This window comes from Streptomyces sp. NPDC002324, from assembly GCF_053593335.1.
Genome location: NZ_JBSFCF010000013.1, coordinates 1 through 24,546 on the forward strand (window position 1 = coordinate 1; position 24,546 = coordinate 24,546).

Below are 24,546 nucleotides of genomic sequence, written 5' to 3' on the forward strand. Positions count from 1 at the left end.
GGGCAACCCCTCACGAGTTCGAATCTCGTATCCTCCGCCAGTGCCTCACCGGGCACGATGTCGAAGGGCCCCACCGTTCGCGGTGGGGCCCTTCGACGGTTCTCAGCCCTCGTTGTCCTGGTTTTTGTCCACAGCGGGTGTTTCCGGGGCTCCCCAGATGGCTTCGGCGATCTTCCGGGCGACGTCCTTGAGCATGGCGTCCGGCACATGCAGGTACCTCGCTCGCATGCTGTCGGACGTGCCCGGCTCCCACCCCATGATCTGATCAATGACGCGTGCCGGGACACCGAGCAGCATGAGCACGGTGGCGGCCGTGTGCCGGGCGTCGTGCAGCCGGGCGTTCCGGACCCCCGCGTCTTCGAGCAGGCGCTTCCAGTCGTGGTAGTCCGTGTTCGGGCTCAAGGGGCCACCCAGGGGCTTCGCGAACACGTAGTCCGACTCGGTCCACAGGTCGCCGGCCGCCTTACGCTCGCGCTCTTGCGTCTCGGCGTGGGCACGGAGCATGGCGACCAGGGAGCCCGGCAGGGGCACGGCGCGGCGGCCGGCGCGGGACTTGGTGTTCTTGGTCTCGCGCCGCACCTGCACCTTGGCCGGGCAGTACCCCGCCTTCCGGCCGCACGGTGAGGCTTCCGGGCATCCGTGCTCGTACCGGGGGCGCAGACGGTTCCGGCGCAGCTTCAGGTACTCGTTGTCCAGGTCGACGTCAGACCAGCGCAGTCCGAGCGTTTCGCCCTGCCGCAATCCGAGCGCCAGCGCCAGCATCCAGCGGGCCGTGTTCCGGCGCTTGTTGGCTTCGAGCAGCAGGCACTGAACCTCTTCCACGGAGTAAGGCTCAACCTCTGATTCGTCCTCTTCCATCCGGGGCGGCTTGGCCAACGCGGCAGCGTTCTTGGCCGCATAGCCACGCCGTACAGCCTCCCCCAGCGCGGTTCGGGCGGTGCGGTGAGCCTGGTGAGCCGTACCGGCCTTGCGCGCCCCGTTGGCCTGCATACGGCGGTACAGGCTCTCCAGGTGCTCAGGCTGCAAGCGGTCAAGGCGGTGCTTCCCGATACCGGGCACGAGGTGAACGCGAACGGCGACCTCGTACCCGTCGTACGTGTTCTCGCTGACGGTCGGCTTGGCGATGTTCTCGACCCAGTGCTGAAGCCACTTCTCAACCGTCCACGCCTTGCCGGGCTGTTGCGCTGAACCCGCGTCGCGCTGCTTCTCCAGCTTCTTGACTTCCTCGACCAGGTCCTCGCGCGTCTTGCGCGTGAGGTGTCGGCGGTAGGGCTCCCCGTTGTCCTTGTAGCCCATCGGTACACGGGCGTGCCAACGCTCGTCTTTCCCGAAGTAGATCGCGGATTCGCTGGACGGGCTCAGCACAGCGGGGCTGGACACAGGATGCCGCCATGGCGTTCCGTGGTATGTGGCTCACCTCGGCAGTGAGCTTGTCGCCGAGTTGGCAGAGCCGAGCACTTCGCTCACAGCTGGCTTGGCGAGCGCCCTCGAACGGGTGGCGGCACTGCACCCCGAATGCGACCTGCGTAATCCTGGAACACCCTCGGCAACAGTCGCGGTCCTCCGGCAACGGGGTGGGCATCTCGATCACCTGGTCTTGGCGGACTCACCGATCGCTCTCGAAGGGGGCAGGGCTTTACTGTGATCACGGACCTACGCGTGGACGAAGTACTTCCCGAGCTGAGGTCCGAGGTCGAGCAGTACGAGACGCACACGGCAGACCACAAAGAGGCTCTCCGCCGCTTGGTAACTGCGCAGCGGCAGATCCGAAACACACCGACCGGATATTGGGTGGCGGCTGCCGGTCCGGAAGCAGCGGAACACGCCTTGGTCGGAAGCACCCCGGCCAAAGAGGTACGCGCGGCTGCTGTCATGTCTGATGGGGCGTCGCGCCTCGTAACGGAATACGCCATGGCGACCTGGTCGGAAGTCTTTACAATGCTTCGGATCGGAGGGCCGCAAGAACTGATTAACGCCGTTCGAAAAGCGGAAGCCACAGACCCTACGGGACGGCGTTGGCCGCGCTACAAGTCGGGTGATGATGCAGCGGTAGCCTTCTGCCGCTGGTAACCAAACGGCGGCAGACGCTTCACCGATTGTGGGCCTTTTCAGTTAGGAAAGACGTGACACTGTTCATGAACATGGACAGTTCTGCAATCGGCGTTCTATGGTGCCCTTCGTCGAATACCCGTGATAGCCAGACGCTCTTGTTTACCGGAGAGACGGTCCGCACCCAACACTCAAGCTCTCCGACAGGCGCAATGAAAACTCCGAGTCCGGCAAAATAGTCGAGCAGGCGACGCGTAGCATTGTACGCCTCACCGGAGAGTCGGTGAGGCCACTTGCCTTAAGCGTCTTCCAGCCGTTGGCGGTTTTCAAAGCGCTGGTAATTTCGTCGACCTGATACTGACTGAGAGTGGCCTTACCGCTCGGATTCCCGATGATTTTACTAATCGCTTTCCGCAGTTCGTTGGCCGGAGTGGCGATAACGGACGATCTAGCGTGCGCTTGGAGTATTTGCAAATCGCTCTGAACGTCTTCCCAGCGGCCACCCAGATGGCTCAACATCTGCTTGATCTTGGTTGCGTCATTAAGTACATCAAAGTCAGCGATGATAGCCGTAGGAATACCGCACGTGCGCAGCTTGTGAGCGGCATCGCTAAGTCGCGCCTTGCCGTTCACATGCAGGAAAGCAAGGTTCTCGTGCCTGCCACGCCCTCTGACAACATCAAGGGTGGCGGCGTAAAAATGGCAATCACCCTCGGCCTCACAGAGAATCACGCCGTCGTGAAATAGACCAGAAATGATGTTTGAGTAACGGAGCAAGGGCGACCCTAGAATGTCACTCACCGAATCCGCTGCAAGGGTGCGGGCGTCGACGGTGTCTCCGATTCGAGAAATGCGAACCATCGTCAGCGGTCGAGGCGGCCCAGATTCACGCACGGAATTTCCCTCGATTACCCCGTTCAGGAAATCTGCACTATGTGTAGCAACAATCACTTGACAGGGAGAGGGCGTATGCAATGCAAGATAGCGTCCGAGTAGGCGCGCCTGTGGCGGGTGAAGGAATGCTTCTGGTTCATCAATAACGATAACCGGAGCGGGAGTGACCAAAGAATGAAGCAAGATATTTCCAAAAGCTTTCATTCCATCGCCTTGATCGCGCAAATACGGAAGCACGCTATAAGCTTCCCGCAACTCTGGAGGAGCCGGCGGTGGCGTGTCCGGCATTCCAGTTGAGCCGATCTGAAGTTCGATTCTCGGGATGTAGCGGTTGATTGCGACAGGCAGGCCGAAAGCCTGCTCAAAAAGATTCGAGAATCTAGAATGAGCTTCCTTGGATTCCCACATGTATTGAGTGGGGTGATTTGGCGGTTCGGATTGGTCCCAAACGAGCGAGCTGGTCTGGTCCCCCAGGCGATGTTCCGTCCATTGCCCATTGATCAACAGCTGTGAAATCCGAGGGAAGCTGGAGCGCTCCCACTCCGATGCTGCGGTTGTGGATTCAATTGAGTCTTCAGTTGGGCCCCGAAGTACGGTGCGCTGAGCCTGTGGTTGATATCGAAACTGATGCCCTTGCTCACGAAGCCAGGAAATGAATTCGTCACCAGATCCTGTCTTATGGACCTTAATACTCTCTACCCACCGACGGGGCTGAAGAGTGCCCGGAAACGAGCGCATCAAATAGAACAACTCTCTCAACAATACAGACTTGCCACTGTTGTTCGGCCCCGTGAGCACAGTCATGCCATTCAGGGGCGGCTCCACCACCGCCCCATCCACCAATGTGAACCTCGCCAAACCATAGGAAACCCCCATGTATATTCCCTTCTCCTCTCAGAATGAAGTATCTCGTCTGCTCTACCGCATCTAACCCGACTTGTCCTGCGGTCGCTGACATTTGTCCATACTGGTAGGGCAGCGCCATCGGGCCATGGCGCCACCTTGGCGTGGTCCAGGTAGTCCCCAACCCCCGGTTGGTCCTGCCATGTTCAGCGCCCCCCGTTGTCCTGGTCTTTGTCCAGTGCGCTGCCGGACGCCACCGTTCACCGCAGTACGCCCACCCCGTGTGACCTGCCGCGTGAACCCCCACGTACGTCTCCGTCCGGCCATGCGGACAGTTGGAAAGCGTGTTGGGGGCAACCCCTCACGAGTTCGAATCTCGTATCCTCCGCCAGTGCCTCACCGGGCACGATGTCGAAGGGCCCCACCATTCACGATGGGGCCCTTCGACGTGCCCGGACAGACTCCGGCCCAGGAGGCGAGGTGGCCGGCCGAGGGGAAACGAGTGATGTCCGCGCCGATCTCGGCGAGGATCACCTCGGCGGTGTGCGCGCTCACCCCGGGGACGTTCGCCAGCAGCTGGACGTGCCGCCGGTAGGGGCGGATGTGTTCCTCGATCCGCTTACTGAGGCGCTCTTCCATCGCGGTGGCCTCGTCGATCCCGTCCGGCATGGTGCGCGCGAGGAAGGCGTGATGGTCGGTGAAGTAGCCAGTCAGCGCCTGATCAGCGTCTCGCGTGGTGTCCTGAGATTGGGCGCCGCCTGGACAAGCACCTTCGGGTCGCGCTCGCCGTCGATGAGAGCCTCAAGCATCACGTCGGCCCGAGACACCCGGGTAGTCGGAGACCACCGAGGTCAGCTTGATCCCGCAGTCCTCCAGCAGGTTCTGCAGCCGCTGGGCCTGCCGGGCGCGTTCGCGCACCACGTCGGTGCGACAGCGGGTCAGGTCGCGCGGCTGCCGGATCGGCTCGGGCGGCACGAACAAGGGCGGACCAGCCCGTGTTCGACCAGCTCGGCGGTCATCTGTGACCTGTACGCCCGCTCCGAACCGGCCGACCCGATGACCGTCGCCACAGAACTGGTCAAGCGCAAAAAGCTCGACGAGACAGGCGGTCCGGCCTGTCTCGCCGCCCTCGTCCAGAGCGCCTCGCGCGGCAAGGACCCCACTGCCGGACGGGCTCCTTCTCGCCACTTCGGCCACCTGCGGGTACTGGACCCGCAGCAACGATGTCGAGATCGATCTTGTGGGCGCCGACCGGCGGCCGATGGCCAAGCAGGTGTTCTTTCTCGGCTCGGTCAGATGGCTGGAGAACTCCGCGTTCGACAACCACGATCTGGCCGCGCTGCGGAAGCACCGCGCGGCGATCACCGACGAGCCCGTCCCTGTCGTGGCGGTCTCCCGCAACGGTGCCGGCTGTTCCGGGCTTCGGACGGCGTACGGCCCCGAGGAGCTGTTCAGCGCCTGGCGTGAGCAGAAGCCGGGCTCCTGGACACGTACCGCGATCGGCCATGTCCAGCCCAGCGGCGGGGCCGGGACACTTGTGCTGTCCCGGCCCCGCCGTGGTTCACCTCGCCGCGGGGGCGGGGGGCTGCCGGTGGGCGGTGTGCCTGTCGTCTCGGCCGCGGTCAGCGGACCGGGTTCCAGCCGTCGGTGCCCGCCAGGTACTTCTGTGCGGTGTAGTCCGCGGCCTCGGCGTCGGTCAGCTTCGGTGCGTTTGTGCCGACGCCGGCTCCCTCATCTCTGTTGTTGTACTCCCGGAACCGGGCCTGCCACCAGTGGTAGTCGGACACCATGTCGGTCCAGGGCTGCGTTTCCTTGATCATGTAGTCCAGACGGGTGTCACGGACCACCGCCTGGGGCCAGGCGTCCGGCGAGTTGTGCCACGGCCGGCCGAGGTAGTACGAATCGTTCGGCACACCACTGGAACCCACCTGGCTGCCGGTGATGAGGATCCCGTACTTCTTCCTGCGGTCGGTGTTCGGCGCAAGCAACGTGCCGCCGGGCCAGTCGTCCACCTTGATCTCGGACCGGTCGATCACCGCGGTGGCGTTGCCGAAGATGAAGTCCACCGTGCCCGTGATGTAGCAGTTGTAGAAGTACTGCCGGGCCTGGTCCGTGGGTGCGTTCCCCTTGACCAGCAGGGTGTCCTGGCGGCCCTTGATCGTGACGTTGTCGAACACCTGCCGGTCACCTTTGGCGGCCACCGCGACGGCCTGGGTCTCGAACGGGCCGATCTCCGGGTGTGCCTTGGCATTGAACGTGTTGGCGATCGTGAGGTCCTGGACGGTCAGGTCGCGTGCCTTGAAGGTGGCCGTGGCACTGCCCTCGGTGCCGTACAGGCTGCCGTCGGGCCGGCGCGTCCCATGGGCCCTGTCGTTGTAGATGTACACATCCCAGTCGACCCCCGTGGCGCCCTTGATGGTCAGGTGGGTCTTGTTGCTCGGGACGGTGATGGCCTCGCGGTAGATGCCCTTGTCGATGACGATGGTGTGGGCGACCCCGTCCGCGGGGACGGCGTTGATCGCGGACTGGATGGTCCTGTAGTCACCGGAGCCGTCGCGCGCCACGATGAACGTGCGGTCCGTGGTGAGCTGCCTCCTGGGCTTGCTGTAGCCGGCGTAGCCGTTGGCGACGTACAACACGCTCGCGAACTGGTACGCCCAGCGAAGCGTCTGCTCGACCAGATCCCCGCGGGAATTCACGGTCCATACGGTCAGGAGGTTCTCGGAGGGGTCGAAGCCGTCCGGGTTGGCCTGGGCGGCGGCGAAGTGATTGCTGATCGTGCCCCACTCGTTCTGCATGTCGACGAGGCGGCGGTCGATGGTCGTGTGCATGTTGTACGACTCCCAGTCGTCCTCGCCGAACGCTCGCTCTGCGAGCCATTCGCCGGTGTCACGGAGACGGGTGGCCTCGGAGATGAACTGGGCGAAGTACAGCGCCGCCGCGGCCGCGCGCTGTCGACTGGCCTCGGTACCGTCGGCGTTCCACAGGCTCATGGCGTGGTTCTCGGTCTCCACCCGCCCGTACTTCAGGGTGTAGCGGGACACGTTCCCCTGGGTCTGCAGGTTGACGTAGCTCGGCGACCCGTGCAGCTGCCGAGCTACGAGCGGCCGTCCGTCAGGGCCGAGGCGAGGTTCCGCCGGGACCTGCGATTCGTTCTCGGGACCGACGTAGTTGTAGCGGCCGTCGCGATCGAACCAGCCCACGAGGTACATGTCGCTCACCCGGAAACGGAGGCGCACCTCGTGGCTGTCCTCGGTGATGATGACGGCTTCGGTGAAACCCGAAGCCGCGGGGTTGGTGTGCTCGACGGTGAGTCTCGTGCCCTGGACCTCATCGGTCAGGCGCCTGCCGTTCACCTGCCCGTGATACGCCACGTTGTCGCGGAATTGATCGAGGAAGGCGCGGTAGTTGGCGCGCGTGGCGGTGGCGCCGTCCAGCCTGAAGATCGGCGTCTGGCCGTCTGCGGCGCTCGCGCTCTGCAGCCCGCCCAGCGGGCCGAGCAAGGTGGCGAAGATCGACAGCACGATCGTGGTCACGATCGATACGACGGTGGCCTCGCGGGCGCGGCGCCGGGGTGGAGGCGGTGGCTGAGGCACCCCCTGTTCGGGGAGCGCCGTGATGTCGGTGGCGGTCATGCGCTGTTCTCCAGATGACTCGGTGTGCCTGATGTCAGGCGGCCGGAGGCTGTCGGGGCCAGGTCCGGGGGCCGGGGGCCCGGGCTGACGTGACCGAGGCTGACAGCGCACACGTTGTTGCTCACCCCCTCCCAGCAGGGGAATCAATTGCGCGCGACACCGCCGGGTTGATTCGCGGGCCGGCTGCGCGGCTGTCATCAATGCCACATCCCGATGGAAACCGGTGCCTCCGGAGCGCCAGGAGAATATGTTTAGCCGCCTTACGAATGCCTTTTCATCGCTCTGCGGCATCCGGACGGAAGTGAGGAGAACCGTGGCGCGTCCCGAGAGACCGCTGGATCCTGCGGCCGGCCCCGTGCCACGCCTCGCCCATGAGCTGCGGGAGCTGCGCCGGGCCGCCGGCAGCCCCTCGTACCGGACCATGGCCGACGCGGCGGGGTTCTCGGCGGCGGCGTTGTCCAAGGCCGCGTCCGGGACACGGCTGCCGTCGCTCGCCGTGGTCCAGGGGTATGCGCGCGCCTGCGGGGGCGACCCCGGCGAGTGGGAGCTGCGCTGGAAGCGGGCCGAGGCCGAGGCCGCGGGGGAGGCGCTCGACGACGCCGGGGACACGGCGCCGCCGTACCGGGGGCTGTCCCGTTTCGAACCGGACGACCGCGACCTGTTCTTCGGCCGGGACCAGCTGGCGGAGGAGTTGCGGGAGCTGGTGTGCGGCCAACGGTTCGCGGTCGTGTTCGGGCCGTCCGGCAGCGGCAAGTCCTCGCTGCTGCGGGCCGGGCTGCTCCCCCGGATGCGGGAGAAGATCGCGGAGCAGGGTGGCCCGGCGGTGCTGCGCATCCTCACCCCGGGCCCACGGCCCGCCACCACGTACGGCCATCTGCTCGCCCCGGCCGAGGACGAGCCGGACAGCTGGGTGGTGGTGGACCAGTTCGAGGAGGTCTTCACCCTCTGCCGGGACCGGGAGGAGCGCGGCCGGTTCATCGACCTGCTGCTCGCCGCCCGGGACCCGGGCAGCCGTGTGCGGGTGGTGATCGCCGTACGCGCTGACTTCTACGCCCGCTGCGCCGAGCACCGGGAGCTGGCGGACTCGCTGAGCCGCGCGTCCCTGCTGGTCGGTCCGATGAGGGCGGAGGAGCTGCGTGAGGCGGTCGTCAAACCCGCCCAGGCGGTCGGCCTGCTCGTCGAGCGGGAGCTGACCGCGCGGCTCGTCGAGGAGGTGCTCGACGAGCCCGGCGGCCTGCCGATGCTCTCGCACGCCCTGCTGGAGACATGGCGGCGGCGCCGGGGCCGGATGCTCACCCTCGCCGGGTACCAGGCGGCAGGTGGGGTTCGCGGCGCGATCGCGGCGACCGCGGAGGAGGTGTACGGGCAGTTGTCACCGGAGCAGGCCCGCACCGCCCGGCATCTGCTGCTGCGGATGGTCGAGCCGGGCCAGGGCACCCCCGACACTCGGCGCCCGCTCACCCGGGCCGAAATGGAGGAGTGGGCCGCCTCCGACGTACCGGTGGTCGTGGACCGGTTGACCCGCGCCCGGCTGCTGACCGCCGACGAGGACGGCGTCCAGCTCGCCCACGAGGCGCTGATCACCTGCTGGCCGCGGCTGCACGGCTGGATCGAGGAGGACCGCGAACGGCTGCGCCACCACCGCCGCCTCGCCGAGGCCACCCGCGCCTGGCTGGAGCACGACCGCGACTCCGGCGCCCTGTACCGGGGCACCCGGCTGGCGCGCGCGGAGGAGCTGTTCACGGACGACGACAGCATGCTCACCGCGACGGAGCGGGCCTTCCTCACCGCCGGCCTGGACGGCCGCGAGGCGGAACTCCGCGCCGCCGCCCGCGCCGCGCGGCGGTCCCGGGCCCTGCTGGCCACCCTCTCGGCCGTCCTGGCCGTGGCCCTGGTGGCAGGCCTGGCCGCCTGGGCGGAGCACCACGACAACCAGCGGCGTCGTACCGACGCGGCGGCCCGCCGCGTCGCGGAGGTCGCCGAATCCCTGCGCACCACCGACCCGCGCACCGCCCAGCTGCTCGGCGTCGCCGCCTGGCGCGTCGCCGAGTCGCCGGAGACCCGCCGCGCCCTGCTCGGCGCCCTCGCCCAGTCCGAAACGGACGTCTTCACCGACCCGACGCCCGGCAGCGACCCCGCCCGCTTCCTCACCCGCTCCGGCCGCACGCTGCTCAGCACGGACCGCGACACCTGGCGCACCTGGGACGTGACCACGCACCGCCCGCTCACATCGGACCGGCTGCCCGACGGAATGCTCGTCGGAGCCGGCCCCGACGGGCGGCTGCTCGCGATCGCGGGGGACGACGACCTACGGCTGTGGGACAGCTCCGCCGGGCGGTGGACCGGGCCGGCCCTCCCGGTCGACGCCGCCGTGGACTTCGGCACCGACGGCCGCAGCTACGCGGTGAGCGGTCCGGACGACGACCTGGTGCGGCTGCACTCGGCCGCCGACGGCACACCGCTGTTCGAGACCCGGGTGACCGGCCGCGCGAACGTGGCGCCGAGCACCGACGGCCGCCTGATGGCCGTCTGCCCCGCCGGCCGCGCACCGCAGGTCTGGGACACCGCCCGCCACCGCACCCTGCCCGGCGCCTGGGAGGACGCGGGCGCCCTCTGCGACGACGACCACTCGACGCTGGTGTTCGGCGGCCCGGGCGACGCCGCCGACCGGTTCGCCGTGGCCCTGCCCGGCGGCGTCCACGTCTGGGACGCCGCGTCCGGGCGCCGGATCGCCGACCTCCCGGACCCTGGAGTGGACGCTCTCGCCTTCAGCGCGGACGGGAGGTTCCTGGCGACCGCCGACGGCGGCGAGATCAGGGCGTGGCGCCTCACCTCGTCCACGACCGACGACCCCGCCCCGGTCTTCCGCCACCCTCTGCTCAACGAGCACCCCTACGGCGGGCTCGCCTGGGACCCCGACCGGCCGCTGCTGCGCTACCTCGAAGGCGGCACCGTCCACACGCTGGACCTCGCGGGCGCCGTCAGCCCCGCATGGCGCGAACACCCCCTGGACGCGGCGCTGCTCAGCCCGGACGGGCGCATGCTCGCCACCGCCGAACGCACCGGGAACACCGGCTACCGCTTCCAACTGCGCGACCTTCGCGACGGGCGCGTACTGCGGACGCCGGCGCCGGTACCCCTGCCCCTGCCCGTCTCGCGCGACCCCGAGCAGCCGGTCGTCGCGCAGGACACCACGCCACTGATGGCCTTCAGCCCCGACGGCGGCACCTTCGCCTACGGCGTCTCCGCACCCGGCCGTCTGGTCGCGCCCCAGCGGTTCGTTCTCTGGGACGTGGCGCGCGGCCGCGCACGCACCACACTGGACCTGACGACGCCGCAGTCCGACGGAGCGGTCGTCACACTCGCCCTGGGCCCCGGCGGTCACGCCCTGTACGCCACGCGCACACCCGGCATCGGCGGACTGAGCGACGAAATGTGGGACACCGCACGGCACCGGCAAACCGCCGTGTACCCGGACGCGGCCGGCCCCGGGCTGGCCGTCCGCCCCGACGGACGGCTCCTCGTCGCCGCCGACCGCTCGGTGCGCCTGTCCTCCGGCACGTCCCCCGAACTCCCGACCACGCCCGCGCGGGGAGCCGCCCCCATCGCCCACAGCCTCGTCCAGGGCGACGAACTCGGCGCCCTCGCCTTCGCTCCCGACGGCTCCCGGCTCGCGGCGGGCGACCGGACCGGGCGGGTCACCCTGTGGGACGGCGACCTGAAACACCGCGTGGGCGTACTGCGCAACGTCTTCCCCACCACGCCCGGCGACACCGCCGAGGCGGTCAGCGCCCTCGCCATCAGTCCCGACGGCCGCACCCTGGCCGTCGGCGGCGACGCCGGCACGCTCCAACTGTGGGACATCGCCACGCAACAGCCCCTCGGCGGCCCGCTGACCACCCCCGGCGACGCCGTCACGTCCCTCGCCTTCAGCCCCGACAGCACCGCCATCCACGCGGCCGGCACCCACGTCCCGCTCCAGAGCCACACCATCGACCCCGCCCGGGCCGTCACCTGGATCTGCGCCCGCACCGGCGACGCCGACCTGACACCCGCCCAATGGCGCACGTACGTGCCTGAGGCGCCGTACCGCAAGGTGTGCGGCCACTGAGGCCGGGCGCCTCCATCGAACGGGGATATCGAACGGGGAGAGTTGTTTCGCCCTTTGGATCGGGTTGGTCACCAACGCGCGTCGGCAAAGACTGCTCGCGGTCGACCTCACGGCCGACGACCGCCCGGCACACCCGTGTGGTCTCGCATCCCACGCGCAAGGACGTAGGAACATGCCCACCATCAAGAAATGCCTCCTGACCGGCGCCGCCTTCGCCATGGCGATCGGCGGCCTGACCCTCGGCTCCGCCCCGGCCGCGATGGCGTCGACGGACGTCAACGGCGCACACGACTGGCTGCTCCCGAACATGTGCCAGGACGGCTCCAACCGGAGCGGCCAGAGCGTCTGGTACTACAACGTCAACACCAAGCAGCTGCTCGACAGAAGCCGTGGAAGCGTGGGGAAGACTCCGGTCTGGCAGTACATCGGCGGCAGCAAGGCGGGAAACCGCTACGCCATGAACTCGGGCTGGCGTGAGATCAAGGGCCACTGCTTCTACCCGGCGTCGTCCTCCTGGACGTACGAGGGGAGACAGACCGCGTTCTCCGACGTGGCCACCAACTGCTCACAGGGGGGCAATCTCACCGAGCGGGTCGACCAGTCCTACAGCACGACGACGACCACCACGAAGACGGTGAACGGCAGCCTGAGCGGCAGCCCCAACGTCAGCAAGATGTTCGGGGTCGGCCTCGGTGCCGAGTTCTCGTACTCGTGGTCCTACGCCAAGACCGTCGGCTGGGGCCGTTCCGTCAGCATAGACGTTCCGCCCGGCCGGACCGCGTGGCTCACCGCGGCGCCCATCAAGCGCGTGGTCCGCGTCAACCCGCACTTCTGGATCGACGAGTACAACTGGTACGACGGGACCGAGAAGAAGGGCCACGACAAGTGGGGCATCTACGGCACCCAGCGAGACATCGTGGACCGCAACTACTACTACGACGGCACGTCCGACGTGCTCCGCAACGGGCAGCCGGTGTTCAAGTTCTACAAGCACGACCGTGCGAACAGGTCGGGTGAATGCCGGCGCTGAGACGCCACCGCTCCCGAAGACCCGGAGTGCCCGCCGGCCCGGGGCCGGCGGGCACTCCGTCCCGGTGTCCCGCGAAGCCGAACTGCTCGGAGTCATCGCCCGCGGCGCCCTGTCCCGCATCGGGTGCCGCCGTGCCGGCCGACGACGGCGAAGCCCTGGCCGCGGCTTGTCAGCACCTGCTGCCGGCGACCACCAGAGCCGCCCGCTCCGGCGCCGACCTCACCACCGTCGCCACCGGCACACCGTCCGTCCACCTCGCCGCGCTCCGGGACGCCGTGATCTCGATGGCGCCGATACAGACGGACGCGGGCAGCCGGTCTGCTCCACACCAACGACACCGGAAACCTCCTTGACCAGGCAGAACAGCTGCACCTCTGGTTGCAGTTCGGGTTGCATTCACCCCCGTCCGGCGCCGTCCACCGCCTTCCCGGCGAACCGCTCCGTCGCAGGTCAGAACGCCCCCGAGCGTTGCCGAACCCCCAGACGAACATTTGGAAAGCGTGTTGGGGGCAACCCCTCACGAGTTCGAATCTCGTATCCTCCGCAGCCGCCTGACCAGGCGAAACGAAGAGCTGGACCACTCATTGTGGTCCAGCTCTTCGGCATGCCTTGGTTGCAGTTTCGGTTGCATTTATAAGCGATGTTTATGAGATTTCTGCAAGCAGGAACGGCGCACGCTCACGTCCTACGGGGCGATCGGCGCAGACTGCGAGGAGCCACACCATCTGACGGGATACGTCACGACGCCTACCGGCCGTCAGGACCCACACGATGAGTTGGCCGTCCGCAACGGCGTAGACGAAGAGGCAGTCGCCACCCTGAGCCGCCGGCAGGCGTTGCGCCCTGAGGAGCTTTGACACCGAACGCGGTCATGCCCCCGCGTCCGTCGATGCCTTGTTCACCCATCACGGGTTGGCCTGCGGCGACTCTGGTCTCGGCGGATCCACGCGGATCCGTCCATGGTCCCGGGACGATGTCGCGGTCATAGCCCGATCATCCGGACCTTGCTACCGCACAGCCGCGCCAGGTCATCGACATCCGACGTGAGGATGGCGACCGGGCCAGGCTGGCGCAGGGCCGCTTCCGCGACGGTGGCGTCGATCGCGTACTTGTGGCCGTGCAGACCGGCGCCCTTGAGCAGTTGGGCCGCCGCCTTGGCCGCTGCCTCCGTGATCGGCTCCACCTTGACCCTGGCGAGCGCCCCTTGCAGTCGGGGCAGGTTCACCCTGGCGTGGCTCACCTCCACGACGGTGTTGGCGCTGACGACAAGGTCCGCTCCCATGTCGTGGAACACCTGGAACATCGCCAGAACCTTCCGGTCCTGCACCATCCAGGCCGACAGCCCCTCGCTGTCCAGGACGACGGTCTCGATGTGCCCGCTCACGCGGCGCTCGCGCCGCCTGCGGCCGACGTCGTACCGAAGATGCGAGCCCGCGCCTCGGCCAGCTCTTCCTCACTGAAGGCCCCGTGCTCGTCTGTGTGGCTGCGCAGGTCGGCCCCCAGGAGCTGGTGCCGGATCTGCCTGGCGACCGCTTCGGCGACGTAGCCGGAGATGTTGTCCGTGATCTTCTTCAGCTCCGCCACCTGCTCGGCGGGGAGTGTCACCGTGATGCGCGTGGTGTCAGCCATAGTCGCAAGCATACTGCGGTATGCGCGATACGTGCTGTCTGTTCCCGCCGTCGGTCCGGTCAGCGGCAGTCGGGGCGACTGTCCGTTCGAGCAGGGGCTCAGCCGGCCAGTTGTACGGCGCGCCGGTTCAGCGGGCCCCGTAGCGGTATGCCTCGACCCATTTCCAGCCTTCGGGGGCGGGTTCCGGCAGCGGCAGGTCCAGAATTCCGATGCCCTGTCGGACCGCCCCCCGGGCGCAGCGTGCGACCACGCGTCCGTCCTCGGTCAGATCGACGCCGAGAACAGTCGTGGTGAAGGGCACGGCAAGGCTCTCCTCGATCATCGTGAAGAAGCCGGTGAGCTGCTCATCCTCGCCGTAGGCGTCGATGGTGGCCTCTTCGATCAACGCCTCCAGTGCGGCTAGGGCCCAGGTGCTCATGGCCTCACCGTAGCGCTGCACCGTGCGGTTGAGGATCGGTGTGCTCAGCAGCGGTATATCCGCCGTGGCGCCGTCGCCAGCGGTCAAGCCGAGGCCCGCGGTTGCCAGTGTGTGACGTTGCCTGGTGGGGTTCGGTAGTGAGCGGCCCAGGGGAGGGCCTGGCTAGCGACAGGGCGGAAGAGAGTGGCACGAGTCGTCGTACGAGAGCCGAGGCCGAGTACGGGCGCGAGGAGCGCACCGCCGCCGGCCCGGCAGGAAACATCCGCCTTCGTGAGGGAGCTGCTCGGCGCCGGCTGGGCGGCGGTGTTCCTGCCCGGTGAGCCCGCCCGCCTCGGGCGGCTGCTGCTGTGGAAGCCGACCGGGGCAGCGGCCGGAGACGGTATGGCGCCCACCGGCCTGGAGACGGAGGCGGTGGAGCTGGTCCTGCCGCACGGCCGCTCGGTCAGGCGGCGCAGGGTCGAGGGTTACGCGCTGCCTGTCGCCGTCGCTGTCTCCGCCCTGGCCGATGCGGAGCCGACACATCCCTCCGGCGCCGCCTGGCAGGCCGCCACTCGCTTCGCACTGCGGCTGCTCGCCGACGGCCGCCTCCACCCGGCCGTCACCCCCGCCGGTTACGACACCTGGCAGGCGGGTCCTTTCACCGCCGCCCAGCGCCAGACGCTGGACGCCCTGGCCGCCGCCTTCCCGCCACACGCCCACTGCCTGCCCGAGCCTGGCCCTGCCCCGGTACGGATCGCCGAACCGGCTGCGCTGGTACGCCAGTTCTGCGACGCGGTCGCCGATGATCTGGTCCGTACTCCGGCCGCACCGCTCGCCATGGGAGCGCTGCCGTACGCCTGGCGCGAGACCCGCGCCGTGCCCGCCTTGCGTGAATGGGCCGAGGAAACCCAGGCGGCGCTCACCGCCGAGGTCAGTGTCTCCCTGCGCGTCGACGTACCCGAAGGACGCCGACGGCAGTTCCGGGCCGTCCTGCAACTGCACACCGCGGCGGACCCGGCGCTCGTCATCGAGGCCGCACGCCTGTGGAGCGAGCCGGCCGAAGTGGAGCGGCTGCTCGGCCCACGCGCCGAGACCGAGACCCTTCTCGCCCTGCGCCGCGGCGCCCGCGCCTGGCCCCCGCTGCGGAGGCTGCTGGGCGATGCCGCTCCCGATCAGCTCCGGTTGACCGACGACGAAGCCTTCGATCTCCTTGGGGACGCCACGAACGCACTGCGTGCGGCCGGTGTCGACGTGCACTGGCCGCGCGACCTGGTCAAGGCGCTCACCGCGACCGCGGAGATCGGGCAGCGCACCGCCCCCGGTTCCGCCGCGGGCGGCCTGCTGGACACCGAGGCCCTCCTCGACTTCCGCTGGCAGGTCTCCCTTGGCGGCGAGCCGCTCACCGAGGCCGAGATGGATGCTCTCGCGGAGTCACGCCGTCCGCTCGTCCGGCTTCGTGACCAGTGGGTGGTCGCCGACCCGAAGCTGGTGGCCCGTGCCAAGCGCCGCCGGATGGAACCGCTCACCCCCATGGAGGCGTTGAGCGCCGCGCTGACCGGCGAGGCCGAGCGAGACGGTGACCGGGTCCCCTGTGCGGCGGTCGGTGCGCTCGGAGACTTGGTCGCTCGTATCCGCGACCCCGAGTCCCGCACCCCCGTGCCCCAGCCCGCCGCCCTCAAGGCCACGTTGCGCGAGTACCAGAAGCGGGGCCTGGCCTGGCTGGCCGAGATGTGCGCACTCGGCCTCGGCGGCTGCCTCGCCGACGACATGGGCCTGGGCAAGACCATCACCTTGCTCGCGCTGCACCTGCACCGCCAGAGCGACCCCACCACCGCGGGCCCCACCCTTGTCGTCTGCCCGGCCTCCCTGCTCGGCAACTGGCAGCGCGAGGCCGCCAGATTCGCACCGCTCACCCCCGTACGCCGTTTCCACGGCGGCGACCGCCATCTCAAGGATTTGGCCGGCGACGAGATCGTCCTGGTCACCTACGGGGTGCTGCGCCGCGACCGCGAAGTGCTTGCCGAGACAACCTGGTCTCTGGTGGCCGCCGACGAGGCCCAGCACGTCAAGAACCCCTACGCCGTCACCGCCCGCGAACTGCGCGCCCTGGCCGCCCGCGCCCGCGTCGCTCTCACCGGCACCCCCGTGGAGAACAACCTCTCCGAGCTGTGGGCACTGCTCGACTGGACCACCCCCGGGCTCCTCGGCTCACTCACCACCTTCCGTGACCGGCATGCCCGCGCCATCGAGACAGGCGAGAATCCCGAGGCAGCCGAGCGCCTGTCCCGTCTCGTACGTCCCTTTCTGTTGCGCCGCAAGAAGTCCGACCCCGGCATCGCACCCGAACTGCCGCCCAAGACCGAGACCGACCACGTCGTCCCGCTGACGGCCGAGCAGACCAGCCTGTACGAGGCTGTGGTCCGCGAGACCATGGCGAAGATCGCGGAATCGGAGGGCATCGCCCGACGCGGTCTGGTACTCAAGCTGCTCACCGCGCTGAAGCAGATCTGCAACCACCCCGCCCAGTATTTGAAAGAGCCCCTGTATGTGAAAAAGCACAGCCTGCGCCAGTCCACTTCATTGCGGGGCCGCTCCGGCAAGCTCGATCTGCTCGACGAACTTCTCGACACCATCACCGCCGAAGGCGAATCCGTGCTGGTCTTCACGCAGTACAAACAGATGGCGGCTCTGCTGGAGAAGCATCTCGCCGAGCGCGGCGTCCCCACTCTCTTCCTGCACGGTGCCACCCCCGTCGCACGGCGCGAGGAGATGGTGGACCGCTTCCAGCGCGGTGAAGTGCCGGTGTTCCTGCTGTCGTTGAAGGCGGCGGGCACCGGACTCAACCTCACCCGCGCCACCCACGTCGTGCACTACGACCGCTGGTGGAACCCGGCCGTCGAGGACCAGGCCACCGACCGCGCCTACCGCATCGGCCAGGACAAACCCGTCCAGGTACACAAGCTCCTCGCGGAGGGAACCGTGGAGGACAAGGTAGCGAAGCTGCTCGAAGCCAAGCGCGCCCTCGCCGACGCCGTCGTCGGCTCCGGCGAGGCAGCCCTGACCGAACTGTCCGATGCCGACCTCGCCGAACTCGTCGCCCTGGGGAGGCAGTCATGAGCCCCGCTGTCCCCGGCCCGCGCCGTGCGCCCGCCCGCGGCAAGCCAGCCTTCGCCGCGACCTGGTGGGGCCAGGCATGGGTGGCCGCCCTGGAGGACTCCACCCTGGACGCCGGACGGCTCTCGCGCGGACGCACCTACGCCCGCAAGGGCATGGTCGGCCCGGTCACCGTCGCTCCGGGCAAGGTCAATGCCGCTGTCCAGGGCAGCCGCCCGCGCCCGTACCGCTCCTCGGTCCACCTGCCCGTCCTCACCGACCCTCAGTGGGACACCCTGCTCGACACGATCGCGGCCCGCGCCGGACATCTCGCAGCACTTCTCGACGACGAGATGCCCGCCGAACTCGTGGACGACGCCCGGCACGCAGGCGTCCCACTGCTCCCCCTGCCCACCGAGCTCGATCCGGAGTGCTCCTGCCCCGACTGGGGATACCCCTGCAAGCACGCCGCCGCGCTCTGCTACGCCATCGCCGCCACCATCGACACCGACCCGTTCGTGCTCTTCACGCTGCGCGGCCGCGGTCGCGAGGAGGTCTTCGCCCAGCTGCGCGCACTCCGTACGGCGGCACAGGAGACCGCCGCCCCACCGGCACCGGCCGGCATCCCGGCCGCCGCCGCGTACGCCCGCTGGGCCGAAGAGCCCCCCGAACTGCCCGAACTCCCGGAACCCGCCGCCCACACCACAGCACTGCCCGTCGCCCCGCCACCCGGCACCGGCCTGGCCGCCGCGGACCTGGAACGCCTCATGGCCGATGCCACCGCGCGCGCCGCCCGGCTCCTCGCGGGCGACACCGCCGACCTGTACCTGACCCAGCACCAGGACGCCGTCCGCATCGCCGCGAGCAACCCCGGACCCGAGTGGTTCCACCACCTGATCCAGAACACCGGCACCAAACCCACTGTCTTCGCACGCCTCACCCGCGCCTGGCGCCACGGCGGCCCCACGGGCATCACCGTCGCCGAACACCCCTACGCCCCCGACCCGACGGTGATGAAGGCCACCCGCACCGCCCTGGACGCGGCCCTCGCCGAGATGACCGACTCCCCCACACACCTCAGCACCTGGCGCAACCGCCTCACCCTCACCCACCACGGCATCCAGCTGCGTCTGGGCCCCGACGCCCGCTGGTACCCCTACCTCCAGGACGACGACGGCGAATGGTGGCCCGCGGCACCAGCCGACACCGACCCGGTCACCGCGCTCACCGCGGCCTGGTCGCAGAACAGGGAGTAAGGAAGCGATTCCCCGCTGACCAGGAACCACGAGCAGAAGCTGGACACACTCACGCTGCTCCCCCTTCCGTGGTTGCAGTTCTGGTTGCATTCACCGGCGTACGCCACCGTTCACGAGGCTCACCGGTCACCGCTTCCCCGCAGGTCAGAACGCCCCCGCACACCCCAGAACCCCCAGACGAACATTTGGAAGACGTTCCTGTTGGACGTCACCATCGCGCTGTCGGGGGCCCCGGAGGGTGGGACGTTCGCGCGGCCTGCCCTCCGATGGCCACCAACACATCGGCGGGAAGGACTGCGTACCTCCCCTTCTGCTTCGTGACACAGCAGGGGAAGCGGCCCGCTCTCACCAGTCCGCACGCCTTCGCCGGGTCGACCCCAAGGAGATCTGCCACCTTTCGGAGGGGCATTGGCTCGCCCAGCCACTGCGACAGTCGCCTTGCGCTCGGGTTCACTCGGCTGCCGGAGGCTCGCACAGTCGAAGCCCCTGTCCCTGGCCGTGCGTGGCGACCGGAAGATGATCGCCTGGCTCGATCTCGCAGCACGAGGCGAGGCCGAAGTGGTCACGTCGCCCATGACGCTGGTGGAGGCGTACGACGGCAGAACCACCGAGCAGCGCTGGGACTGGGGGCTCTCCCGGCTCAAGGTCGCCGACATCGGTAAGGACGAGGCCCGCCAGGCCCGGCGCCTTCTGGCTGACGCCAAGCTGCACGGCCACTGGTACGCGATCGACGCCGTGCTCGCTGTCATCGCACGCCAGCGGAAGGGCCAGGTCACCGTCTTCACCTCGGACGTGGGCGAGCTGGAGAAGCTCCTCCCGGACATCATCGTCGTCAAGCAGGTATGACCCGGCGCGCTGTTCTCGGTTCTGGTCTCATTCACCCCCGTCCAGCGCCGTCCGTCACCTCAATCTCGTATCCTCCGCCATCGCTCTCACCGGGCCCTTCGACGTTGTCCGTCCCGGTTTTCGTCTCAGTCGAGGTGGGTGATGTCCGTCCAGTGCCAGGCCTGGAGGGACGGGTCGGTGAAGATGCGGTTCAGGGTGTGGCTCAGGTCGGGCGTCGGGGTCGGTCGTGCGGGGCGGCCGAGGCGGACGGTGAAGTGGGTGCCCTTGATGTGCGGTTCGTAGTGCCAGTCCTCGGGGAGCAGGGCCAGGAACCGCACGGCGGCCAGTTCCGGGGCGCCGGCCCTCTCGGTGGGGCGGGGTTCGATCAGGACTACGCGGTGGTCCGTCATGAGAGGAACGGCAGGCCTTCGCCCGAGCCGAGTGCGTCGTCGAGGGCGAACAGGACGCCTGCCGTGCCGGTGGCGAGGTCGGTGGAGAGGCGCAGGGTCTGGTCGCCGAGGAAGGCGGGGTGGCCCGCGTAGGGGATGGCGTGCCAGCCGAAGGCCGTGAGGTGACGGTGCACCGCGGCCTCGGTCTCCGGCTTCGGCGTTCTGTCCTGCAGTCGGCGCAGGGCCAGCGTCGCTCCCGCCCGGCCCTGGAACAGGCCCGCCTGGGCCTGGTAGGGGGAGGCCAGCGAGGAGTGGAGGAGGGGGAGGGCGTCGTGCAGGGCCGGGTCCGGGGAGGGCAGGTGCGGCAGTATGTCACTCAGGACCATCGCCGTTCCCGCGCCGCCCACCGCCAGGTACGGCATCCGGCTGATGCCCGGCCCGGTCGACAGCTCGGCGAGGTCGTGGCGCAGCCCCTCCACCGCCGTGTGCAGCAGTTTCGGGTCGCCCGTCCTCTCGTAGAGCCGCAGCAGGAACAGCGCCGCGCCCGTCGCGCCGTGGAGCAGGCCCGGTCGGGGGCGGGCCGCGTAGCCGCCGGGGGTGCGGTCCGCCACCAGTTCCGCCAGGCGTTCGGCCGCGTCGAGGTGGCCGAAGTGGAGCAGGGAGAGGCCGATGCCGGGGAGGCCGGCGAAGAGGGAGCCGTCCACGTCGTCCAGCGGCAGGGCGAGGGCGCGGTCCAGGACCTCGTGTGCCTCGGCCGTGCGGCCCAGGGCGTCGAGGGCGTACGCGATGCCGTGCAGGCCGTCGTAGAAGCCGGGGCGGGGTTCGGTCCAGCGGCGTACGCCTTCGGTCAGCCAGTCGGTGTGCGCGGCCGGGATCTCCGTACCGGCGCCGCCCAGGGCCCACAGGACCCCGGCGGCTCCGTGGGCGAGGGCGAGGCCGCCGCCCGGGGTGGTGAACTGGGCGATGTCGCCGGGGAAGAGGCGGTCCTCGCGGTCCGGGGTCGCGGTGGCCAGGATTCCCGCCGCGAGTGAGGCCCGCAGGGACGGCCAGCCGGCGGGGGTGAGGGTCTCGGGCCAGACGGGGGCCGAGGCGGCGGCGTTCGCGGCGGTCTTCGGGCTCGCGGCGGTCTCCGGGCTCGTGGCGGTCTCCGCGTTCGCGGCGGTCTCCGGGCTCGCGGCGGTCCCTGTTTCCTCTTCCTCGGCGGTGTCGTGGGCGGCCGTCAGATCCGCCACCACCCGCTCCGCGAAGTCCGGCGGCACCGGGAAGTTCTCCGTCACCAGGGTGATCAGCTGCTCCGTCTTCTCCGGGCCCCAGTTCAGCACCACCGTCAGCGGCAGGAACACCGCGAGGCGGAGGCAGCCGAGGGCGTAGCGGTCGACCGCCGGGCCCGTGTAGCCGGCCGGGGCGCGGAAGCCGGGTGCGCCGATCGACTGGGAGGCCATGGCGTCGACCGGGGTCGCCGTCTCCAGGTCGATGAAGGCGATCGAGTCGTCCGGCCGGACCATGACGTTGTTGGGGTGCAGATCGCCGAAGACCACGCCCCGGTCGTGCATGGCCCGCACGCCCGCGTCGATCTGGTCGAGGACGGACAGGGCCCAGGAGGTGTACGCCGTGAACGACTCGGGGGAGGCGTCGGCATCCGGGTTCAGCAGCGGGTTGGAGTCGTGGATGCGGGTGTGGAGCGAGGCGCCCGGCACGAACTCCCGTGCCAGGAAGTAGTGTTCGCGCCCCTTGCGGTAGTCGATCAGCGGCGGCACGCAGTCCAGTCCCGCCAGCCGCTCCAACGCCCAGCGCTCGCGCTCCAGCCGGGTCACCGCGTCCTCGCCCTCCTCGTCGAGGCCGGCCAGCGGGCGGGCCTCCTTGAGGAGCACGGTGGCTTCGGTACCGGAGCCCTGGCGCAGGTCCCGGGCCTCGTAGACGCCGCCGCCGTTGGAGAAGTGCAGCGCCCTGACCGCGCGGAACGGGAAGTCGCCCATCGTGCTCGCGTTACGGGCCGCCAGCGACTCGGCAAGGCAGTCCGGCAGCGTCACCCACGCGGGCGGCCGGAAGCCGGGGCCGCGTACGTCGGGGACGAGGCGGCCGTCCGGGTCCTCGATGCAGTGCACCGGGTCGCCCTTCGCGTCCCGGCCGAGGCGGGCGACGAAGCCGCCGTAGCGGACGTAGAGCGGGCCGGAGCGCCAGCGCAGGTCGCTGAGGATGTACGGGCCCGGCTCGCCGCCGACCTCCGCGTCCAGGTCGACGAGCACCCGCTCCAGCCGGCGCTCGTCCAGCGGGTAGACGGTGATGAACTTGCCGCTCGCGCCGCGGTCGCCGTACTTGCTGTTGCGCCGGTTCAGGACCTCGGCGCCGCGGATGTACTTGAAGGTGAGGCGCTCGCGTACGCAGTAGGCGCGTACGGCGTCGAGGACACGGCCGGCGTTGTCCCGGGTCGCCGAGACGTGGATCTTCCAGCCCTGGCCGGGAAGTTCGGTGTGCGGCGGGGTCAAGACCACCCAGTCGCCGTTGACGGTGCGGGTCCAGCCGGCGGGGGCTTCCGCCACCGCGTCGGCGGGCTCGGTGGTGGCGGTGGCGGTGGCCGGGTCCTCGTAGAACGCGTTGCCCGCCTGGCAGTAGGTCACGTACCGGAGATCCATGGTCGTTCTTCCTGTGAGGGCTCTGGGCTACCAGCGCCAGGCCGGTGCGACGTACTTGGTGTAGAGCCACTCCCAGCCCGGGCGGCTGCCCGCGTCCAGCTGGGCCGCGCCCGAGGGGTCGGCGGGGGCACGGTCACGCCCGCCGCGCAGGTCCAGCGGAAGGCCGAGGGCCGGGGTCGGCAGGGCGTCGCTGCGGACCGGGATCAGCGCCGACAGCGGGGCCATGGCGTCCTTGCCGTCCGCCCCGTCGACGGCGACCGTCGCGGCGCCGGTCCGGGTGCGGGTCGCGATGCCGGCGCGGTAGAGGCGTACCGGGGCGCCGGAGGTGATCAGCGCACGGTCGGTGGACCGGGGCAGGAGCAGCGTGACGCGGCCGTCCTCGGCCGTGGTGTAGCCGCCGTTGACGGTGTACGGGACCTGGACCAGCTGCCCGAGTACGGCGAGGGCGGCCGCGGCGAGGGTGAGCACCGCGCCGAGGCGCCAGGGGCGGCCGCCCGCTGTCCGGGCCTCACGGGCGAAGCGGAGTACGCCTCGCGCCAGGTGGTGGAGGAAGTAGCCGATGCCGCACAGGACGAGGAGCGCGCCCAGGGCGCCGAGGCGCTGGAGGCTGTCCGACCAGAGGGTGATCGCGCCCGCCACGATGTAGAGCGGGAAGGTCATGCAGAGCAGGCCGAAGGGGACCGCCCAGCGCACGCCGGGCAGTTCGCGGCAGTAGCCGGTGCCGCCGGCCAGCAGCCGGGCCAGCCATCTGCGGGCGTCGGTCATCGCCCGGTCGCGCAGATGCGGGATGTCCAGGTGGCTCATCAGCGCGATGTAGCCGTCCAGTTTCACGAACGGCAGGAGGTTGAGGACGCCGGAGAGGTAGGTGACGACGGCGTACACGAGGACCCCGTCGCGCGCCGCCGAGGCGCCCATGAAGAGGGTGGCGAGGGCGGCGGCCCCGGCGATGACGGTCTGGGTGGCGATGCCGGCGAGGGCGACGCGCACCCGCTGCTCCTTGCGCGGCAGCCGCCAGCCGTCGGACACGTCGCAGAAGAAGGCCGGCGACATGTAGAAGAGCATCATGCCCATCCGGGTCGGCCGTCCGCCGTAGTACGTGAGGACCGCGCCGTGGCCGATCTCGTGGACGGCGGTGGTGGCGAGCACCGCGCCGATCACGCAGAGGTAGAGCAGGGGTGCGAAGGGGCGCCCCAACGCGCCCTGGAGGTCGGCCACTTGGAAGGCCAGGGCGAGCAGGCCGCCGATCGTGACGGCCGAGGCGGCGACGGCGGCCCCGCGGTGCGCGGCGGCCGCCACGAGCGGGGCGAGGCGGGCCAGCAGCCGGTCCGGCTTGAGGAGGGTGAACTGCAGGGTGAGCGGCGGGACGAAGCGGAACCAGGAACTGCGGTCCTTCTTCGGCACTCCGTCGTCCAGCACCTTCGCCCCGGCGAGTGTCCGCACCGCCGAGCCGACGTCGGCCTGGGTCCAGGGTGCGCCGAGGGCGTCGGCCAGGTCGTCGTGGTCGCGTACGCCGTCGACGGCCCGGACGAGGCGGGCCAGATCCTCCTGGAGGCGGAAGTACTGGTGGCTGCCGCGCTGCACCACCCAGGGCGCGCCCGGCTCGGCCGGCTCGTGGACCACCACGTCGGGGGCGAGGCGGGGACGGGCCAGCCGCTCGGGGGCCAGTAGTACGGCACCGGCGGGTGTGCTGGACATGCCTGGTTCGCTCCTCGGGACGGCGGGACGGCGGGACGGCGGGATGACGGGATGAGGGACGGCGGGA

14 protein-coding genes and 2 pseudogenes are annotated in these 24,546 nt (G+C 69.6%); 6 read left to right on the top strand and 10 right to left on the bottom strand.

Annotated features, from left to right (window positions below; genetic code table 11):
• Positions 1-102: 102 nt before the first annotated feature.
• From ACWCRJ_RS18845 to ACWCRJ_RS18855, 3 genes and pseudogenes are all read right to left on the bottom strand, one after another.
• A complete protein-coding gene (locus ACWCRJ_RS18845) occupies positions 103-1,380 on the bottom strand; it encodes a tyrosine-type recombinase/integrase (RefSeq protein ID WP_450940318.1) in 1,278 nt (425 codons plus the stop codon).
• Positions 1,381-2,211: 831 nt separating this feature from the next.
• Entirely contained in the window at positions 2,212-3,819 is a 1,608-nt protein-coding gene (locus ACWCRJ_RS18850; RefSeq protein WP_450940319.1) for an ATP-dependent nuclease, read from the bottom strand.
• 417 nt (positions 3,820-4,236) lie between these two features.
• Positions 4,237-4,811 (bottom strand): annotated as a pseudogene (locus ACWCRJ_RS18855) (transposase); the annotation flags it as partial.
• A gap of 137 nt (positions 4,812-4,948) precedes the next feature.
• Between ACWCRJ_RS18855 and ACWCRJ_RS18860 the strand changes: the two are divergent.
• A pseudogene (locus ACWCRJ_RS18860) lies at positions 4,949-5,251 on the top strand (ATP-binding protein); the annotation flags it as partial.
• A gap of 157 nt (positions 5,252-5,408) precedes the next feature.
• Here the strand turns inward: ACWCRJ_RS18860 and ACWCRJ_RS18865 are convergent.
• Positions 5,409-7,421, bottom strand: coding sequence for a pectinesterase family protein (locus ACWCRJ_RS18865; RefSeq protein ID WP_450940320.1), 2,013 nt, complete (start codon positions 7,419-7,421; stop codon positions 5,409-5,411).
• Between the two features lie 313 nt (positions 7,422-7,734).
• On the opposite strand from ACWCRJ_RS18865, the gene ACWCRJ_RS18870 reads away from it, so the two are divergent.
• Positions 7,735-11,532 (top strand): nSTAND1 domain-containing NTPase, encoded by a 3,798-nt coding sequence (locus ACWCRJ_RS18870; protein ID WP_450940321.1) that lies wholly within the window; start codon positions 7,735-7,737, stop codon positions 11,530-11,532.
• 172 nt (positions 11,533-11,704) lie between these two features.
• The gene (locus ACWCRJ_RS18875; protein WP_450940322.1) at positions 11,705-12,562 is read left to right on the top strand and encodes a hypothetical protein; all 858 of its coding nucleotides are present in this window, start codon (positions 11,705-11,707) and stop codon (positions 12,560-12,562) included.
• A 982-nt stretch (positions 12,563-13,544) separates the two neighbouring features.
• Here the strand turns inward: ACWCRJ_RS18875 and ACWCRJ_RS18880 are convergent.
• From ACWCRJ_RS18880 to ACWCRJ_RS18890, 3 genes are all read right to left on the bottom strand, one after another.
• Positions 13,545-13,946, bottom strand: coding sequence for a DNA-binding protein (locus ACWCRJ_RS18880; protein WP_450940323.1), 402 nt, complete (start codon positions 13,944-13,946; stop codon positions 13,545-13,547).
• Entirely contained in the window at positions 13,943-14,191 is a 249-nt protein-coding gene (locus ACWCRJ_RS18885; RefSeq protein ID WP_402089904.1) for a type II toxin-antitoxin system CcdA family antitoxin, read from the bottom strand. Before ACWCRJ_RS18885 ends, ACWCRJ_RS18880 begins: the two co-directional genes overlap by 4 nt.
• A gap of 127 nt (positions 14,192-14,318) precedes the next feature.
• Complete coding sequence (locus ACWCRJ_RS18890) at positions 14,319-14,696, bottom strand: hypothetical protein (RefSeq protein WP_450940324.1); 378 nt, start codon at positions 14,694-14,696, stop codon at positions 14,319-14,321.
• Between the two features lie 183 nt (positions 14,697-14,879).
• Here ACWCRJ_RS18890 and ACWCRJ_RS18895 point away from each other — a divergent pair, with 183 nt between their 5' ends.
• The 3 genes from ACWCRJ_RS18895 to ACWCRJ_RS18905 all read left to right on the top strand — a co-directional run bounded on the left by ACWCRJ_RS18895 (position 14,880) and on the right by ACWCRJ_RS18905 (position 19,783).
• Complete coding sequence (locus ACWCRJ_RS18895; protein ID WP_450940325.1) at positions 14,880-17,705, top strand: SNF2-related protein; 2,826 nt, start codon at positions 14,880-14,882, stop codon at positions 17,703-17,705.
• Complete coding sequence (locus tag ACWCRJ_RS18900) at positions 17,702-18,937, top strand: SWIM zinc finger family protein (RefSeq protein WP_450940326.1); 1,236 nt, start codon at positions 17,702-17,704, stop codon at positions 18,935-18,937. Before ACWCRJ_RS18895 ends, ACWCRJ_RS18900 begins: the two co-directional genes overlap by 4 nt.
• A 498-nt stretch (positions 18,938-19,435) precedes the next feature.
• Positions 19,436-19,783 (top strand): hypothetical protein, encoded by a 348-nt coding sequence (locus ACWCRJ_RS18905; RefSeq protein WP_450940327.1) that lies wholly within the window; start codon positions 19,436-19,438, stop codon positions 19,781-19,783.
• A 125-nt stretch (positions 19,784-19,908) separates the two neighbouring features.
• Here the strand turns inward: ACWCRJ_RS18905 and ACWCRJ_RS18910 are convergent, their stop codons facing one another.
• From ACWCRJ_RS18910 to mpaP, 3 genes are read right to left on the bottom strand one after another with little or no spacing between them, the layout of a single operon-like run.
• Positions 19,909-20,172: a hypothetical protein gene (locus ACWCRJ_RS18910; RefSeq protein ID WP_450940328.1), complete on the bottom strand. Its 264-nt coding sequence runs from the start codon at positions 20,170-20,172 to the stop codon at positions 19,909-19,911.
• On the bottom strand, positions 20,169-22,784 hold the full coding sequence (gene lanKC, locus ACWCRJ_RS18915) for a class III lanthionine synthetase LanKC (RefSeq protein WP_450940329.1): 2,616 nt from the start codon (positions 22,782-22,784) through the stop codon (positions 20,169-20,171). Before lanKC ends, ACWCRJ_RS18910 begins: the two co-directional genes overlap by 4 nt.
• A gap of 27 nt (positions 22,785-22,811) precedes the next feature.
• Positions 22,812-24,479, bottom strand: coding sequence for a daptide biosynthesis intramembrane metalloprotease (gene mpaP, locus ACWCRJ_RS18920; protein ID WP_450940330.1), 1,668 nt, complete (start codon positions 24,477-24,479; stop codon positions 22,812-22,814).
• Positions 24,480-24,546: the final 67 nt, after the last annotated feature.